Annotated in this window: 14 protein-coding genes and 1 pseudogene; 3 read left to right on the forward strand and 12 right to left on the reverse strand. The window is 35.6% G+C overall.

The window, feature by feature from the left end:
* The first annotated feature begins 63 nt into the window (after positions 1-63).
* From GOQ16_RS11935 to GOQ16_RS11945, 3 genes are all read left to right on the forward strand, one after another.
* A complete protein-coding gene (locus GOQ16_RS11935) occupies positions 64-2,034 on the forward strand; it encodes a transglutaminase family protein (protein WP_160069491.1) in 1,971 nt (656 codons plus the stop codon).
* Positions 2,035-2,159: 125 nt separating this feature from the next.
* Entirely contained in the window at positions 2,160-2,618 is a 459-nt protein-coding gene (locus tag GOQ16_RS11940; RefSeq protein WP_149912905.1) for an Lrp/AsnC family transcriptional regulator, read from the forward strand.
* Positions 2,619-2,695: 77 nt separating this feature from the next.
* Positions 2,696-3,382, forward strand: a complete 687-nt coding sequence (locus GOQ16_RS11945) for a hypothetical protein (protein WP_160069492.1) — start codon at positions 2,696-2,698, stop codon at positions 3,380-3,382.
* A 50-nt stretch (positions 3,383-3,432) separates the two neighbouring features.
* On the opposite strand, the gene GOQ16_RS11950 is transcribed toward GOQ16_RS11945, so the two are convergent.
* The 12 genes and pseudogenes from GOQ16_RS11950 to GOQ16_RS12005 form a co-directional block, all read right to left on the reverse strand.
* Positions 3,433-5,145, reverse strand: coding sequence for a protein-disulfide reductase DsbD family protein (locus GOQ16_RS11950; RefSeq protein WP_160069493.1), 1,713 nt, complete (start codon positions 5,143-5,145; stop codon positions 3,433-3,435).
* Between the two features lie 106 nt (positions 5,146-5,251).
* Complete coding sequence (locus GOQ16_RS11955; RefSeq protein WP_160069510.1) at positions 5,252-6,316, reverse strand: PLP-dependent cysteine synthase family protein; 1,065 nt, start codon at positions 6,314-6,316, stop codon at positions 5,252-5,254.
* A 248-nt stretch (positions 6,317-6,564) separates the two neighbouring features.
* Positions 6,565-7,305 (reverse strand): transglutaminase-like domain-containing protein, encoded by a 741-nt coding sequence (locus GOQ16_RS11960; protein ID WP_160069494.1) that lies wholly within the window; start codon positions 7,303-7,305, stop codon positions 6,565-6,567.
* Positions 7,306-7,323: 18 nt separating this feature from the next.
* On the reverse strand, positions 7,324-7,560 hold the full coding sequence (locus GOQ16_RS11965) for a transglutaminase N-terminal domain-containing protein (protein WP_160069495.1): 237 nt from the start codon (positions 7,558-7,560) through the stop codon (positions 7,324-7,326).
* Positions 7,561-7,571: 11 nt separating this feature from the next.
* Positions 7,572-8,486 (reverse strand): annotated as a pseudogene (locus tag GOQ16_RS17930) (alpha-E domain-containing protein).
* Between the two features lie 137 nt (positions 8,487-8,623).
* The gene (locus GOQ16_RS18425) at positions 8,624-9,391 is read right to left on the reverse strand and encodes a circularly permuted type 2 ATP-grasp protein (RefSeq protein WP_262886257.1); all 768 of its coding nucleotides are present in this window, start codon (positions 9,389-9,391) and stop codon (positions 8,624-8,626) included.
* Between the two features lie 46 nt (positions 9,392-9,437).
* Positions 9,438-9,941 (reverse strand): circularly permuted type 2 ATP-grasp protein, encoded by a 504-nt coding sequence (locus tag GOQ16_RS18430; RefSeq protein WP_262886258.1) that lies wholly within the window; start codon positions 9,939-9,941, stop codon positions 9,438-9,440.
* Between the two features lie 463 nt (positions 9,942-10,404).
* The gene (locus GOQ16_RS11985; protein WP_192922527.1) at positions 10,405-12,819 is read right to left on the reverse strand and encodes a glutaminase family protein; all 2,415 of its coding nucleotides are present in this window, start codon (positions 12,817-12,819) and stop codon (positions 10,405-10,407) included.
* Between the two features lie 389 nt (positions 12,820-13,208).
* Positions 13,209-13,928, reverse strand: coding sequence for a basic secretory protein-like protein (locus tag GOQ16_RS11990; protein ID WP_160069499.1), 720 nt, complete (start codon positions 13,926-13,928; stop codon positions 13,209-13,211).
* 12 nt (positions 13,929-13,940) lie between these two features.
* Complete coding sequence (locus GOQ16_RS11995) at positions 13,941-16,247, reverse strand: GH92 family glycosyl hydrolase (RefSeq protein ID WP_160069500.1); 2,307 nt, start codon at positions 16,245-16,247, stop codon at positions 13,941-13,943.
* A 22-nt stretch (positions 16,248-16,269) separates the two neighbouring features.
* Positions 16,270-17,229, reverse strand: coding sequence for a hypothetical protein (locus GOQ16_RS12000; RefSeq protein ID WP_160069501.1), 960 nt, complete (start codon positions 17,227-17,229; stop codon positions 16,270-16,272).
* 38 nt (positions 17,230-17,267) lie between these two features.
* Positions 17,268-18,227 (reverse strand): BT_3987 domain-containing protein, encoded by a 960-nt coding sequence (locus GOQ16_RS12005; RefSeq protein ID WP_160069502.1) that lies wholly within the window; start codon positions 18,225-18,227, stop codon positions 17,268-17,270.
* Positions 18,228-18,235: the final 8 nt, after the last annotated feature.

Genomic DNA, 18,235 nt, shown 5'->3' on the forward strand with positions numbered 1-18,235 from the left:
TTTCAAGAAAACTAAAAAAATTTACATTACTTTAGAAGTAATTATTAACTCATTTAAACCAAAATGTTAAAACCACTATTAACCCTACTGTTTGTTTTAATAACTATAAGTGGATTTGCACAAGATTTTTCGTTTGGAAAAATATCAGCTGAAGATTTCGATAAGGGAGATTACGCTCCTCATTCCGAAGCAATCGTATTGCATGAATACGGCAAGGCTAGAATTGAATACCAAAACATTAAAGGAGAATTAGTTTTACGCTTTTATTACCACACAAAAATATTGATTAAAAACAAAGAAGGTCTAGATTATGCAAATTTTACTGTACCGTTGTTCAAAAGCAGTGGCAGTAGAGAGACAATTGAGGGAGTAAAAGGCACCACATACAATAAATTAGATGATGGTAAAATTGAGAAAACCGATCTGGATAAAAAGAATATTTTGACCGAAAAAGTATCAGAGAATAGAGATGTCGTTAAAATAGCATTGGCCAATGTCAAAGAAGGCTCCATCATTGAACTTAAATATTCCACAGAATCTCCCTACTTGTATAATTTAGAGTCTTGGCAATTTCAGAGCTATATACCTAAAATACATTCAGAATTTGTTTCCGAAATTCCCGAAATATGCCATTATAATGTGAATATGAAAGGATATGTAAAATTGGACTCCCGCAAGCAATTACCTTATGACACCAAAATATCTACATCGACAGGAGATATCCGCGGGACGCAAACAATATATATCGCTAAAGATATTCCAGCATTTATTAGGGAGGATTATATGACCACTCCCAAGAATTTCATGGGTATGCTTACATTCGAATTAGCTTCATTTTCGATTCCTTTTGGCCCAAGCCACAATTATGCTACCACTTGGGAAAATGTTAAAGAGCAATTATATACGACTGATAATTTTGGTAAAGAATTAAACAGAACTAATCTTTTTAAATCGATTCTTCCCACAATAATCAAAGATGATATGACGAATTACGAAAAAGCGAACATCTTATATAATTATATAAAAACACAAATAAATTGGAATAAAAGTTATGGTCTTTTCGCAGACAATGGTGTAAAGAAAGCTTTAGAACAAAGAAATGGGAATGCAGCAGATATTAATTTTGCGCTAATCAGCGCGTTGCGTGCTGCTAATATCGAAGCTAATCCAGTAATTTTATCCACACGCGAAAATGGAATGCCGGCTTTATTCAGACCAACTATTACCGATTACAACTATGTAATAACTCATATTGAAATAGATTCTTCAGAATATCTTCTGGATGCATCAGATGCTCATGCACCGTTTGGGCAGTTACCTCTGCGATGTATTAATCACAAAGGAAACCTACTGACAAAAACAGCTTATAAGTGGGTAGATTTGGTTTCTATGTTATCAAGTAAAGTGAGTTATGATTTTACAGGCGAACTAACTGAGGATGGTACGTTACATGGAACATTAACTTCTATGCGTATAGGATATGCAGCTACTAACAAACGCGAAGAAATTAAAAAGTTCAATTCCATAGAGGAGTACAAAGAAAACATTTATGAAAAAAATACAAACTACAAAATTAACACACATGAGATGTATAATCTAGATGATCCTTCACAAGTTCTAACAGAATCTCAAGAAATTGAATTTAAAAATTTTGCAAATAAAAATGGCAATGAACTCAAATTCATTCCATTTATTACCAGCAGGACAACTAAAAATCCATTCAATCTAGATGAAAGATCATATCCAGTAGACTTAGGCTCCACAATTGAGGAATCATTTATATTAAATATAAAATTACCAGATTCATATACAGTAAAAAATAAGCCCAAGAACCAAAGCTTAGCGCTACCTAATCGAGATGCGCGTTATCTGTATATCATAAAAGAAGCCGAGGGTGTACTTACTGTGCAAATATCTTCTATGCTGAACAAACCCTTGTTTTTGCCAGATCAATACCTCGATTTAAAAGAATTCTTTTCACATATTATACAATCGCAAAGCCAGGATATTACCATAGTACCTTCTACCCTATAAATAATAATTTATATTGAATTCACAGTGTCAAATCGTAATATTTACAGGTTTAACAAATTTCACCTGTAAATATTACGTTATTTGTTCATATTTTTATATTTTTGATTTAATCAATCTAAACTACAATGAACTTAGATCCTACTGATATAAAATTACTGAAGCTATTGCAGGAAGACGCAACCTTAAGCAATAAGGAATTGGCAGAGAAACTATACAAATCCATCGCTGCCATTCACGAACGTGTAAAAAAGCTTAAAAAAGCAGGTTACATCAAAAAAACAGTAGCAATTTTAGATCGTAATAAGATTGGTATAGGTTTGATTTCATTTTCGCAGGTATTCTTAAAAGCACATACGTTTGAAACGTTAAATGAATTTGAACAAGAAGTTTCGAAATTCCCTGAAGTAATGGAGTGCTATCAAATGGCTGGATCGTACGATTTTATGTTACGTATCGCGACCAAAGATATGGAAGCCTACCACATGTTTTTACGTCATAAATTAGCCGTATTACCGCAGGTAAATACCGTACAAACTTATTTTGTTTTGTCAGAAACTAAAAGTGAAACTGCTTACCATTTTTAAAGAAAAATCAAAAAGCACTTAAATTTTTGTGGCTCAAACAATTAATATTTATCTTTAATGAGATAAACCCATTGATTATGAGAAACATTATTCTGACTATTCTAGCTATTGCTATAGGTATTCCATCAGTATTAGCACAAAATTTGACAGGCGCTTACATTGCAAAAAATGGCGATGATTCACACTTAATTTTAATGGTGGATGGCTATATTTCACACTCAATTTTTAGTAATGACACCTATAAAAGTACACAAGGTGGCAAATACAAGGTAGAAAATAATAACCTTGTGGTTGTATGTGAGTATGATGATAAAAATGCTGAGAATATAGGTAACACGCACCAATTTCCGCTAGAAATAGGAACAAATTCCATCAATATTCAAGGTGTGCCTTTTCAAAAACAAGCTGTAAAAGCGCAAGGCTTAGATGGATTGTGGCGCATTACCGGTCGTAAAACCAATGATGGTATGCAAACAATTCAACGCGGCGATCGTAAAACCATTAAAATTCTGGTGGACGGATTCTTTCAGTGGATAGCTATCAACCCTGCGCAAAAAGGGTTTTACGGAACTGGTGGTGGTAAATATACTTTTGACAAAGGTGTATATCAAGAAAATATCACATTCTTTTCCCGTGATAATTCCCGAGTTGGAGCATCATTGAATTTTGAAGGAAAAATTGAAGACGGTCAATGGCATCACAGTGGAAAAAGTTCAAAAGGCGATCCTATTCACGAAATTTGGAGCCGAGATAACATTAATTAATACTCCCAATTGCTAGCAATTGGGAGTATTAATTAATGTTAAGGTTGAATTTATTTAAATTTTTCCAAAGCAGAATTCAAGAACGCCTCGTATTTGTCGATATTATATTCTGCTCCACTAGTCGGAACCAACAATTCACCATTTGTATCCAATAAAGCGTAAAGCGGTTGCGAATTACTCTCAAATCGTGTGATTTGAAAATCAGCATTACGCTTGCTAACTGTATTTATGTTTTTGCCTGTCTTCTTAGAAACATATTGCTCTGCTTCTGGAAGCTTTAAAACTTTGTCATCCACGTACAATTCAACCAAAATAAATTCATTATTTATCAAATCCTTGATTTTTGGTGCGCTCCACACCTCTGCTTCCATTTTACGACAATTCACACAATTCCAACCCGTAAAATCTACCAATAAAGGCTTATTCTGTTGTTTCGCTGCTGCTAAAGCTTCATCGTAATCGTAATACGGATCCATACCTTTGATTGTCGCTTTGCTATGGAAATAAGTGTAATGCTTGCGTGATGCAGCATCCGCACTTTGGGACGCATTACCCGAATGGGAAATTCCTGAAGTCAAATCAAAATCTTGTGTTCCTACTGGAGGCAAAAATGCTGAAATAGCTTTCAATGGCGCTCCCCACATCCCTGGAATCATATACACCACAAATGTGAAAACCATTATAGCTATCATCGTTCGCGGCACAGACATACATTCTAAAGTACTATCGTGCGAAAATTTGATTTTACCAATCAAGTATAATCCCAGCAAACCAAAAATCACAATCCATAACGCCAAATACACTTCTCTATCCAACAAATTCCAGTTGTACGCTAAGTCAACATTGGATAAGAATTTAAGTGCCAAAGCCAATTCCAAGAAACCTAAAACCACTTTCACACTATTTAACCAACCGCCAGATTTTGGTAAAGATTTCAACATCGAAGGGAACATCGCGAACAATACAAATGGAACTGCCAAAGCGCAAGAAAAGCCTAACATTCCGATTGCAGGCCCCAAACGTTCGCCACGCGTAGCCGCTTCTACAAGTAATGTCCCAATGATTGGGCCTGTACAAGAAAACGATACCACCGCCAAACTTGCCGACATAAAGAATAACCCAACTAATCCGCTTTTGTCCGAATTAGCATCGATTTTATTGACAAATGAACTTGGTAGAGTAATTTCGAAAGCTCCTAAAAAAGATGCGGCAAACACCACCAACATTAAAAAGAAGAAGAAATTGAAAATACCATTTGTAGAAAGTTCGTTCAATGCTTCAGGACCAAAAGCAATGGTAATCAACATACCTAATGCCACATAAATGACAATAATAAACAAGCCGTACATGAAAGCTTGGGAAACAGCTTTTGATCGAGAACCTGCTTTTTTGGTAAAGAAACTTACTGTCAATGGCACCATTGGAAAGATACAAGGCATAAAAAATGCTGCAAAACCACCCAATAATCCGGCAATAAATATTCCCCATAAAGAAGCGTCGTCATTTTTAGATTCGGAATTATTTATACTTAAGTCTTCAGTTTTACTTTGCAAAGAGTCTTGTGTGATCGTGTCTTGATTCGAATTAGCTTCGTCCGTTCCGTCCGAAAATTCAACATCGCTAAGATCTACAAAACCTGTATCCGACGAATTGCCATCTGAAAATTCAACGTCATTCAAGTTGACCAAAGAATCTTGCGCCATTAAGTTATTAAAACTCAAGATTAAGGTTATAAAAACTAAAAATTTCAAAAATAATTTCATAAAGTTGGCTTTAGTCTTGCGAATAAGATCAGTCGAGTGAATCACTCGACTAAATCCATTCTAACACAAACAATTCCTAAACAAATAGGATGAAACAATCTATATATTAACCAATTAATGGTTTTGATAATCTTGCTATAGGTAAAAAATCAATAAACTCTAGATCCGTAGAAATATACCCATCTTTGATAGGCTCATCTTTTACTAAATCTGTACTCAAATATTTTTTATTATCATCACATAATAATGTCACGACCACCGCATCTTCACCCAATTGCTCCTTCAATTTGATCGCTCCAATGACATTCGCTCCAGAAGAAATCCCGACAGCTAATCCCAATTGTTTGGCTAACTTCTGCGCCATGATAATTGAGTCACCGTCAGATGCACACACCACCTCATCCAATTCATCCAATTTTACAATTGCAGGAATAAATTCATCTGAAATTCCTTGAATACGATGTGCTCCAACTTTGTAACCAGTTGTCAACGTTGGGCTTTCTTGTGGCTCTAAAGGATGTATTTTAACAAAAGGATTGTAATTTCTTAATTGCTTGCCAACCCCCATTACCGTTCCTCCAGTTCCTACGCCTGCCACAAAAGCATCTGCAACTAACCCTTTGGATTCCAATTGTAGAGCTATTTCTTTACCTGTTGTCATCTCATGCGCATCTGCATTAAATCTATTTTCAAATTGTCTTGGCAAGAAAACTCCACCGCGCACAGCAAGTTCTTCGCTCAATCTAATACTACCTAGAAAACCACCCTCTTCTTTACTAATTAATTGAATATCTGCACCCATACTTTTAATGATATCGATACGCTCTTTGCTCAACCAATTAGGCATAATAATCTTGACAGAATGCCCTAATGCTTTTCCAATAGCGGAGAATGCGATTCCAGTATTTCCGCTAGTAGCCTCTACAATCATATCATCAGGACGGATTTGACAATTCATATACGCCTTATACATAATATAAAGTGCCATACGATCCTTGATGCTACCTGTGAGGTTATAGTTTTCACATTTCACATATATTTTCCCAACTTTTCCTTTGTAAGTATAATGCAATTCAAGCATAGGCGTATTGCCAACAAGGCACCACAAATGATTGAACCTACTATCCAATTCAGGTGAAAGACATTTACTATAGGTAGAATTTGCCAACATATTTCCTTTACACTTATTATTCACGTTCAATGACATCGCAAATCTCCGATAAAACAATATAATTTTCAACACTAATATAGTATTATTGAATTTTTTATTGAAAAATACTGTTTTTACAAAAAATTACACTTTTACAAAAGAGATTACAATAACAAATGCTAATAAACATCAAAACCTACATAGCACAAAAAAGGGCTCGACAATGCGAACCCTTTAAAAACAAACTATGGCTATAGGGAAAGTTGTATTTATTGTTGTTGTTGTTGTTGTTGTTGTTGTTGTTGCTGCTGAATATCCAAAAAGTGACGATATGAGTTTTGTGTGGTGTTCACTGATGGTGCTGCTGTTGTGGTGTACATTGGCACTAAAGGATCATTAGTACCTTCGCGGTATTTATTTTGTTCATTAGAAATAACGACTGATACGGTCAACCTTTGTTCCGAAGGTCCCTTATATGTTCCTTTTACAGGCGTACAATCTTTAAAGTCACGTCCATACGCAATGATAATATGACGATCAGCCACCCAACAATTGTTGGTAGGATCTATTCCTACCCAGTCCAGTCCTGGTATATACACTTCAACCCATGTATGTGTAGCACCTTCGCCACGCATCTCGCTTTTACTTGGACATATATACCCCGAGATATAACGACATGGAATCTGCAACATACGTAGCATTGTAATCAATAAATGTGCAAAATCTTGACATACACCAGCCTTTAGAGACCAAATCTCATCCACTGTTGTCTCCACTGTCGTCACGCCTTGGCGATAAGCAAATTCATTATATATATAATTTGATAGGCTCGACACGACATCTGAAGTATCCAAGTTTTCAACATTCAACACATCAAATACATGTTGAATTTCTGCTTTGGCATTAACTTGCTCCAGTTGTAAAAACTCCATAAATGGATACGCCCATTGAATACGTTCCAATTCCTTTTTTTGCTCTTGCAGCGATAAAGTTTGTTTGCGCAATGGCACATTTGTCGTGATAACTTCCTAATCAACACGTATTTCCAGCTCTTGATGTGGTTCGATAACTGTAAAAAAACCAACCTGATTATCAAAATAATCCGAAAAAGTATCTATTTGCACATGCGGTTTTGTGGTAATTATTTGCGAAATAATCTGCTGATTCGCATCAGATTTAGGGTATAAAAGTATTTGATTTGCACTATCTGTAACTGCTGATGGATACTGATATTTAGTAACGTGGGCAACGTAGTATTTAGGCATATTTTAAAATATTAATAGATATTTCCAAAGTAATCGTTGTTCAAAACACGGTTAATGTCAACATAATACTTCTCAACCGTATTGAGGTAATTGATTTGACCTTCAAAATCATTGGGTATTTGAATATATTTGATGTAAGAAGAAGCTTTTCCAGAGATGAAATTAAGATCTGGATGATATAATCCAATTTCTTCCTTTTTCATCATCTTCAAATAAACAGATATACGTTCCCAATTGTAATCCAATGAATAGGGGAAATTGCTGTTATTCATAATTTGGTTAAAAACTAACTTAGGATCCAAATTACCTACATGTTCACGCAAATAGGTTTCATACCCACTCAACGCTATTAATAAATAGCGCCAACGTTGTTCATTAGGTTTTTCGCAATCATTTTTATCCAATGTCAAATGATATTTCAATAGATCAATCAATTACAAACCTCTTTCGATTAATTTACCCAATTGCATGAAGAAAAACGCTTCACCTCTATTCATCGAATTGTGAATAATACCATCATAAACCATGGCTTGTTTAATGAGTTGATCCATCACTGTCATTGGATCGACAGCCAACTGTCCCTTTAGATAATCGTCTTTAATCAAATGATAGAAATCATTCAACGATTGCCATAATTCTCTATTAATATGATCTTGCGCACTCCGCGCATTTTCTCTCGCCTTAAATACATTATTCAGAATCGAGAAATCTTTTTGGCCATCAAAAATCAATTCGCCTAATACTTCACCGCCATCATTATCCATGGGATAATTTAAAGAAAAGTGATTCGCAATTTGATTCCAGTCTACTTTGACCAATCCATCTTGGTCTGAGATATATGTGGAGTTCAAAACACGCAGTTGTATACCTGTTCGCTCCATATATCGACTCATCCAATACATATTTTCCGCAACTCTGCTCAGCATATTTAATGTCTTTTTTAATCAATAATCCAAGTATCTTTACTTCCTCCACCTTGCGAAGAATTTACCACGATTGAACCCTCCTTCAAGGCTACACGTGTCAATCCTCCCGGTACAATCTCAATTCCATCCGGCCCATACTACGGAAATGGCCGTAAATCCACCCTTAGCGGTTGCAGTTCGCCGTTGATATAACAAGGTGCGCTTGAAAGCTTTATTATAGGTTGAGATATAAATTGTCTTGGATTTTTTCTAATTACTTTGATATACTCGCTAATCTCTTCGTCTGTGGCATTATTCCCAATCAACATGCCATAACCACCACTTTCATTGGTTTTTTTGACCACCATATTGGTGATATTTTGAATAGTATATTCGCGCTCTTCATCATTTGCCATTTGATAAGTAGGCACAGATTTCAGAATTGGCTCTTCATTCAAATAATAGCGAATCATATCTGGCACATACGCGTACACCGCTTTATCATCAGCCACACCATTACCCAGCGCATTGACGATATTTACATTTCCTTTTCTGTATACATGATAAAGTCCAGGTACGCCGAGCATACTATCAGATTTGAACACCAATGGATCCAAGAACTCATCGTCCACACGTTTGTAAATTACATCGACTTTTCGCAATCCACGAGTCGTTTTCATATATACGAAATTGTTTTGAACGACTAAATCACGACCTTCTACCAATTCAATGCCCATTAAACGCGCTAACTTGGTATGTTCGAAATAAGCTGAATTGTAAATGCCTGGTGTGAGCAATACTACATTTGGTCGATCACTCAAATGCGAACCCAACGCTAATAGATTTTTGATTAATAAATCTGGATAATGACCTACAGAACGTACTTTATTTTCGACTAAGCGATTTGGAAAAATACGTGAACTCATCTTGCGATTTTCCAGCATATAACTTACCCCAGAAGGTGTACGAAGATTATTCTTCTAACATATAATAACTACCATCCGAATCCCGAATTAAGTCAATTCCGCTGATATGTGTATATATATCAAAAGGAACATCCACATGCATCATTTGACGGAGGTAATTTGGACATGAAAACACCAAACTCGACGGAATGATGCCGTCACGAAGTATGAATTGCTGATGATAAATATCCTTTAAGAAAATATTTAATGCTTTTATTCGCTGTCTTACTCCAGATTCTATATGTTCCCACTCATTACATTGAATTACGCGCGGAATTATGTCAAAAGGGAATATTTTTTCAATTCCTTCGCCATCACTATACACTGTGAATGTAATTCCTTCGCGCATAAACAACTTTTTAGTCATTTCATTACGCAGTGTCAAAGAATCTGAATCCATTTCACCCAAAGAATGGATAAATTTTTCAAACTGAGGACGCAAAACTTCCCCAATCATCTCATCATACACACCATCTATTGGACTATAAGAGGTCAGCAAACCATTTTTCATGATTAAAATTTCAATATTTACAACTTATTAGGTTAAATATAAAAATATTAATACGAAAAACAACAAATATTTATAATTATGATATAAAAAATATTTTATTAATGAAAATATCACAATACTAAATCAAAAATTAAAATAAATTACACAACGAAAAGAACAAACACCCATATAAATCACACTTTTAAGCAAAATTTCCACTTAAAAGAAGAATTAAAGCTCAATAAAATAACTTTCTCCCCTCAAAAACAAGTAATATTGAAATTTTAGCACTGAATATTTATGTGAATTTAAAATTTGTGTTAAAATTTCAATTTAACCAACCATTTTCACTGATGCTTTGATAATTATAATCTTCCTAAATGAATAGATGGACTACAGTCATTCAAAATTTATAATAAAAAAAGCAAACATTGAAAAATCAATGTTTGCCTACAATTTATCTACCACCTTATTATGATTCTTACTATTTTTTCGCCATTCGATCAGCTAATGTTTTCATAAAAAAACCACCAACCACGCTACGCGCTTTGAAATTTTCTCTAACACCTGTATCTGCATCGTAAAAATCATTTAACGGCACGCGCGTTGGAGCTTCCAAAGAAAAGACATATACTGGATCAATTAACGCGTCAAATTGCTGACGTGTAGGTGCAAAAGTCGCTGTCCACAAAATCCAATCGTTTTTTGTATACGCTTTACGACTATCTAGTGGCACACCAAATTTCTTGGTTTTTGTTAGATAATACTCAATTTCTGTATCGTAAACATGTTGAGGAAAGAGTTTCAAATCGAGCACCTTATCCCACACCAAATTGTATTTCAAACTCCATGTATTTTTATCATCAAAAGTTAACGCATAATGATCACCCGCGCCTGCCATTTCAATCCACTTTTGCACCATTTCATGTGCGATGGTGCGATATTTCTGTGCTGTAGCTTTCTCACCCAACACATCAGCCATCTGTGCATAGCTGGCAATTCCTACAATAGCTTTCACCGACAAATTGATATTACGTGCAAGATGTCCAGCAAAGTCATCAGTACACAACTGTTCCTTCGGATCAAACCCTTCCTTGACCAAGTATTCTGCCCAAGTAGTCAAAGTTTTCCAATGTCTTCTAGCGTATGTCGCATTACCTTGTACTTTTGTAATTGCTGCGGTTAGAATTATCATATTTCCTGACTCTTCTACTGGCATTGGCTCTCCATAAGTCTGACCATTTGCATGTGGATAAGTACCCAAGTCATGTGCAGCCCAAGGGTAAGGATATTTACCACTTTCACTAAAATAGAATATCCCTGTCAGCATACCTTTGAGTAATTCAGGATTATATAACAAATACAAAGGTGCAGATGGGTATGTAACATCCACGGTATTTATGAATCCGCCACTGTTATTTTCTTTAGACAGCCATAATAATTCATCATTCGGACTTTTGACTAGTGTATGCGCAGCAATACTTTGGCGGTAAGCCAAAACATTCAAATGTGCATATTTCTCACCTCCAGATTTCAAAGCTTCAGCGTATAATTCATTATCAAAACGTTCGCATTTAGCTATTACTTCTTTGTATTCATTTGCAGCCAAAGTAAGTTGATTTTCGATGGTCTCTTTGCCCGAATTATTCCACCAAGGTCTCAGATTGGTTTTAAAATATTGAATAGCATACAGCTCATCATAGCCCAGTTCTACAAACCGCTCTACTTCCACAGTGCCAACTTGACCGAATGGAATGATTGTATTTAATGATAAAGACGTACCATTTGTCTTAGAAGTAGATGTCGATCCTTTTCTATATGATTCTATAGCCTGAGCTGCTGTACTAATATATTGCACCATTTTATCCTTTTTGGGTGCGGCCACATAAAAATAACCCCAATCTATGCGCATATCATCAGCACCTTTTGCCAAAATTGGTTGCTCCACAGTACCAACCTTCGATATACTCAATTGCTCATTAGCGTATTGTGTAGCCACGACTTGTTGGGAAGGCCTATACACTGCAATATCAGAGGATGCCGCAAAAAACACATTAACATTATGTTTTTTGTTGTCATTTGTTTTTACACTATATGTGATATAAGAAACAGGTCTTGCTAACAAAGCTAAATCATCCATCAGCAATGGTGAAGTAAACGTAACTTTCAAATCCACTTTACCTGCTTGAAAAGTATAAATAGTTCGCGTGGCAGTAACTTCCACATTCTTCTGAACTGCCTCTAAGATTTTTGAATCCTTTGATTGAATTTTATCTACCAAACCAAAGTCCAAATAACGACCACCAGCAGTATTCTTCAAGTGAATAGCAATTATATTTTTACCCTTCTTCAAATCTGTTTTATTCAGCTTGATGTAATCAAATTTATTGGTCCAACCATTTTTGGTGTATACATTTTTTCCATTTAAATACACTTCGATATTATCATCGTGATTGAGTTTTAATATTAATTCATTTATAGATTCCAAATTAGCAATATCAAACACACGTCTCACCCAAATATTATCTGATTTCCACTGCGTTTTTACATCTCCATTATCTCCGATTGGCGCAGCGTCTTGTTTCCAATTATGTGTATCGTAACTTTCAGCCGTCCAATTTCCTACTGGGGTTTGTTCTGTATAGTGCACTTCAAAAGATTTTTCTTCAGCTGTATTTAAAATGGATTTGTAGTTAGGAGCTTCCAATCCCATAAATCTGTAGATAACGCCATCCACATTTATCAAACCTAACAAAGAATGATCAGCATCCGTCCAATGTTTAGTCGTAGATGCATGCAATTGGTCAGTCATAGACCAGATGCTAAAGTTTGGGTTGTGCGTAATTAGCGGGTAGGCTGGCGCAACTCGTTTTTGTGCCTGCAGATTAAAAATGGACATCAACGTAAGAACGGAAGCAAACGCGAACGAAATGACACTTTTCTTCGTATGCTTTATCCCAATAGGATTTGGAAAGAATCTATACATAGCTTTATTTAAAATTTTCAGAATATATATATTGGTTATTCATAAGTATTAAAGAATGTTATTAACAATTACTGCGTAACATTCAGCAACACAAATAAAGCTGGAATAAATTTAATATGCGGATAAGATCGTCTCAATTTGCATTCATTTTTTATCAGTTGCAAAGATTGTATCGCGCATTATATTTATTGATTAAAGTAATTGTTGAAGATTATACAAAATGTATGGTATAATCTTAAAAAAAATGAAAACGAGCCTACATTTCCAGGCTCGTTATACAATATATGACTATTTAATAACTATTAAATTTTTGGATTTTCAGCATATTCCTTCCACAATTCATCCACATTCTTACCTGTCATTTTCACCCAAAAATCTTCTGTATAAGTTTTATTGCGCATTTGCGCATCTAAAGATTTCATTATTCCTTTTTTCTTATTTTTTTCAATCCATAAAAAGAATCGAGCAGTGATTCGATACGCATCCGTATATTTATGATTTGGACGATATTCTGGCAAGCTCCAATTGGCTCCTTCATTATCCACTCCCATCGTGTGTCGCACATAGTCTGCAATACCTTCCGTTATCCAACCTGGTCCAGCATTATTTGGATAATTTTGCACCAAATGCATCGTTTCGTGTGTTACGATATCAATATCTTTAGGATTCTTTTTGAACCATTCTGGATTGAATCGAATAACCCCACCTCCTGCTGCCGCTATACCATCATATTCAGGATCAATCACAAAAATCACCTGAGGAGCTGATTTTTTGTTGTAAAGCTTTACCTGTTTTGGATAGTTAACAAAAAACACTTCTTTTAATTGCTCACCAATACTCGAATCGAAATCCTTCGATTTATTAATATAGATTAATGTAAATTGTTTCTTCTTTATCGTGTCCACCTGCAAGGCATTGTTGATATCTCGAGAGATATTCGACCATTCTCGCTGTGCAAATCCTGCATTAATAATTCCCATTAAACATATCGTTGTCAGGCCGATGTATTTTATAAATTGCATATTTAAGATGTATTAAAATTTATTTTTATCTGTTGTAAATGAATAAGGATAAGAGGAAGCCTTTGTACCTCTTGATTTGTTTGGTTCACTGCGCATATCCAATTTTAAAGTACCACCTTTCATTACATCTGTATGTCTAATGTAATTTAATGTATGTATCTTCCCTCCAAGCGTTGCATGATGGACATACTTATTTTCATCAGAATTATTGGGTGCTTCAATCACAAATGACTTTCCATTTTCTAATTTTATAGTCGCCTTTTTGAATAAAGGAGCGCCTAGGACATACTCATCCATCGCTGGACATACAGGGTAATACCCCAATGCTGAAAACACATACCATGCTGAAGTTTGTCCATTATCCTCATCACCACAATAGCCATCAGGTGCCGCGCTATACATTCTATTCATCACTTCACGAGCCCAATATTGGGCTTTCCAAGGTTCTCCTGCATAGTTGTATAAGTATATCATATGCTGAATAGGTTGATTCCCATGCGCATATTGGCCCATATCAGCAATCTGCATTTCACGTATTTCATGAATCACTCCACCGTAATAGCTATCATCAAATAAAGGAGGTTGTACAAATACGGAATCCAACATGTTGACAAATGTTTTGTTGCCGCCCATCAAATCAATTAATCCTTGAACATCATGAAATACTGACCACGAATAATGCCAACTGTTTCCTTCAGTAAAGGCATCACCCCATTTCAATGGATTAAATGGTGATTGAAACTGTCCATCCTTATTTTTTCCTCGCATCAGATTGGTAGATGGATCAAATAAATTCTTATAATTTTGACTACGTTTTGCGTACAACTCGATTTCTTCTTTAGGTTTACCCAATGCTTTTGCCAATCTATATATAGCAAAATCATCATAAGCATATTCTAAGGTACGCGCAGCATTTTCATTGATTCCGACATCATATGGCACATAACCCAAATCATTGTAATAGGCTACACCTTTACGACCTACAGCTGTCATCGGTCCTTCATTATTTGCTCCATGTTTTAGCGCTTCATAAAGAGTTTGAATATCATATCCTCGAAGTCCTTTCAAATAAGCTTCAGCAACGACAGAAGCTGAATTATTTCCTATCATTATGTCTGCAAAACCAGGACTACTCCATTCGGGTAGAAAACCTCCTTCTTTATAACAATTAAGCAAACCTTCTTGCATTTCTTTATCAATAGAAGGATAGACCATATTTAGCAACGGATACAATGCTCTAAATGTATCCCAAAAACCTGTTCCTCCAAACATATAACCAGGTAGTATCTCACCTGTATATGGACTATAGTGTACGATATTACCTTTAGCATCATATTCATATAATTTATTTGGAAAAAATAACGTGCGGTAAAGACAACTATAAAAAGTTCGCATTTGATCAATTGTACCTCCTTCAACCTTAATCTTTCCAAGATTTTCGTTCCAAAGTTTACGTGCTTTACCTGCTACTTTGTCAAATGAATCTTGTCCTAACTCGTTAAGGTTTAGAATCGCTTGTTCGTGACTAATAAATGATGATGCAACACGAGCATGAATAATGTCGTGTTTTCCTTTAGATTTAAACCCTACAATCGCACCGACGTGATTAGCATTAATTTTTAAAACACCATCTTTTTTGGTTTTACCTTCCCAAACAGCTTTATTAGCAAATGGTCTATCAAAAACGACTACAAAATAGTTTTTGAAATTTGGTAATTTACCTCTACTGTATCGTGTGGAATAACCAATTAGCATATTCTTCTCTGGAATAATTTGCACTTCAGATCCGCGATCAAAAGCATCCAACACGACGAATGCACTATCTGTTTTTCCAAAAGAAAATCTAAACATAGCCGCTCGCTCAGTAGGCGTCACTTCGGCTGTGACATCGTAATCCGCCAAATATACTTTGTAATAATAGGGCTTCGCAATTTCCGATTTATGCGAGAACCAACTCGCACGCTCGTCTTGATCAAAAACTGACTTACCACTCACAGGCATCAACGAAAATTGTCCATAATCATTCATCCAAGGTGACGGTTGATGCGTTTGTTTCAATCCTCGGATTTTATCGGAGGAATATGTGTATTGCCACCCATCTCCCATTTTGCCAGTTTGTGGCGTCCACATATTCATTCCCCATGGAACTCCCACAGCAGGGTATGTATTTCCATTGGATAAAGAAACTTTTGAGTCTGTGCCCATTAAGGTATTAACATAATCTACGGGTTCTATCTGTCCATTTTGTCCAAATAGATTCGGAATAGTTATGATTAGTAGGCAAAGAAAAATGGCTAAATATTTAATTGTAGTTTGCATTATATAAATAATCGTAGTGTAATTAGTAAGTAATTGTGTTAAAATCTGTTTTTGCCTTTTGTAACTGAGGCTGCCAAAGGTTGCCATACCGATCCTTATCACCAAATGCACGGAGTGCGAGATCTGAAAGATCCTTCCCTGCAGCCCCACTCCAGAAATGAATAAACTCACCAAAATTTAAATCTCTTGTATATTTTCTTCCATTAGGGATACTTGTGGTAGGAAAATTTTGAGACAATAGTTTAAAAAAATTATTCAAAACATTTGCTTCGCCATATTGCTCGTAAATAGGATAAAACCAGTCACGATACCAATAGGTCCCAGTTTTTGGGAAATTATCATTTGTAAGGAGCATTCTATTATGCCAGCTTTGTGCTTTATCTGCCCAACCTAGCGCTTTATAGACATCGTATTGATAAATTTCCATCCATTTACTATCGCCCCATATTGGGAAAGCAGGAGAATTTAATGTATTATAGGAAGTTCCTTCAACGATATGACCTATTTCGTGGGTAATAAGATCGAGTGGTTCACCGATACTATCTAGCCATCGGGTCCTTCCTAAACCCGCATCAATGATATTAATATAACCATGACTGTTACTGAGGTAATAGCCCGGATGTCCTCCTCCGTATGTTCCTCCATGTAATGCCACTTTAAGTCGAATATCAGGTCCAAACCCTCCATAGGTTTTCCATGTGTAATTCCAAATTTTGGTGATAGCTCGTCGTGTCCACGTCACCGCATCATCCATATCCTCATCATGATATATGACTATGGAATCATTATAATATTGTCTTGTCAACAATAATTCGTGTTCCAGCCATTTTTCTCTCCAAACACGTGGAGGTGCATTTGGATCCTCTGAATCTACAGGATTTTCTTCTTTGGGTTCATCTAGCGGATTGTTATCTGCCACCTCTTTGCAAGAGACGCAAAGAAGCAACAGACCAAACAAAAACATTAATCTAACATTTAACATAGGGAAATAATAAATATTTTATATGATGAGCTTTGATTTTAATAATATTGAATCAGTCTCCATTCAGACATTTGAAATAAACTAGTCCCATTATTTGATACTAAAGTAACTCGGTAATACGTATATGGCGTTGTATTTGTTGTCTCAAACCTTCTTGTTTGATTGCGATCACTAAAGAAATATTCCACTTTATTATCCAATACGGTCCAAGTATTACCATCATTTGATGCTTCGAATCGCCAAGTTTTTGGATCTCGATCACTCGCATCATTACCTGATGTAAACGTATAGGCTCCTATAACTTGAGGTGTATTGTATTTTATCTGAAACCACATTCCTGAAGTATATCCTTGTGTTAGATATTTTGTTCCTAGGTTATTATCGACGAGTTTTGGAGAACCTTCACCATGTCCAGCCCCACCATTATTCTCATGACTTACGGACAGTGCACCCAAATTGGTAACATCTCTTTCTCTTCTTATAAGTGAATCAATTCGAAAATAGGCTGTATTTCGATCCTGATGAACAGCTGAAGAGCCTGCCGAAATTAGTTTCACTGGCAACATATATGATTTACCTATTTGTAATGCCTTTGCGGTGATCATTATTTTGAGTGGATCACTATTAGAAGCTCCTGCTTTTATTAAAGATTCTAAACTTGAAATGGAATACGATGATTGTGGAAAAGCAATATAGTTTGTACCATTTTCAAGATTGTACGCATTGATCAAACTTTCATCGACTGCGAACTTCACACTCAAATCACTATCGGGATATTTTAAACCTCCATATGAAGCCCCGATGAAAATATCTTGAATCGTATCAATATCAAAAAGCTGAAGATACGATTTGCTTTCTGAAGCTTGAGCCATGTAAATCACGCCTTCACTATCCACCGCATAATCCACATCTTTCACACATGACACAAAAGAGCTTAAGATAAAGCCTGCGATAGTCATAACTCCAACTACTCGCAAGAAGTTATTTTTTATGTTCATTATAACAC

Source organism: Sphingobacterium bovisgrunnientis, from assembly GCF_009829085.1.
Taxonomy (GTDB): Bacteria; Bacteroidota; Bacteroidia; order Sphingobacteriales; family Sphingobacteriaceae; genus Sphingobacterium; species Sphingobacterium bovisgrunnientis.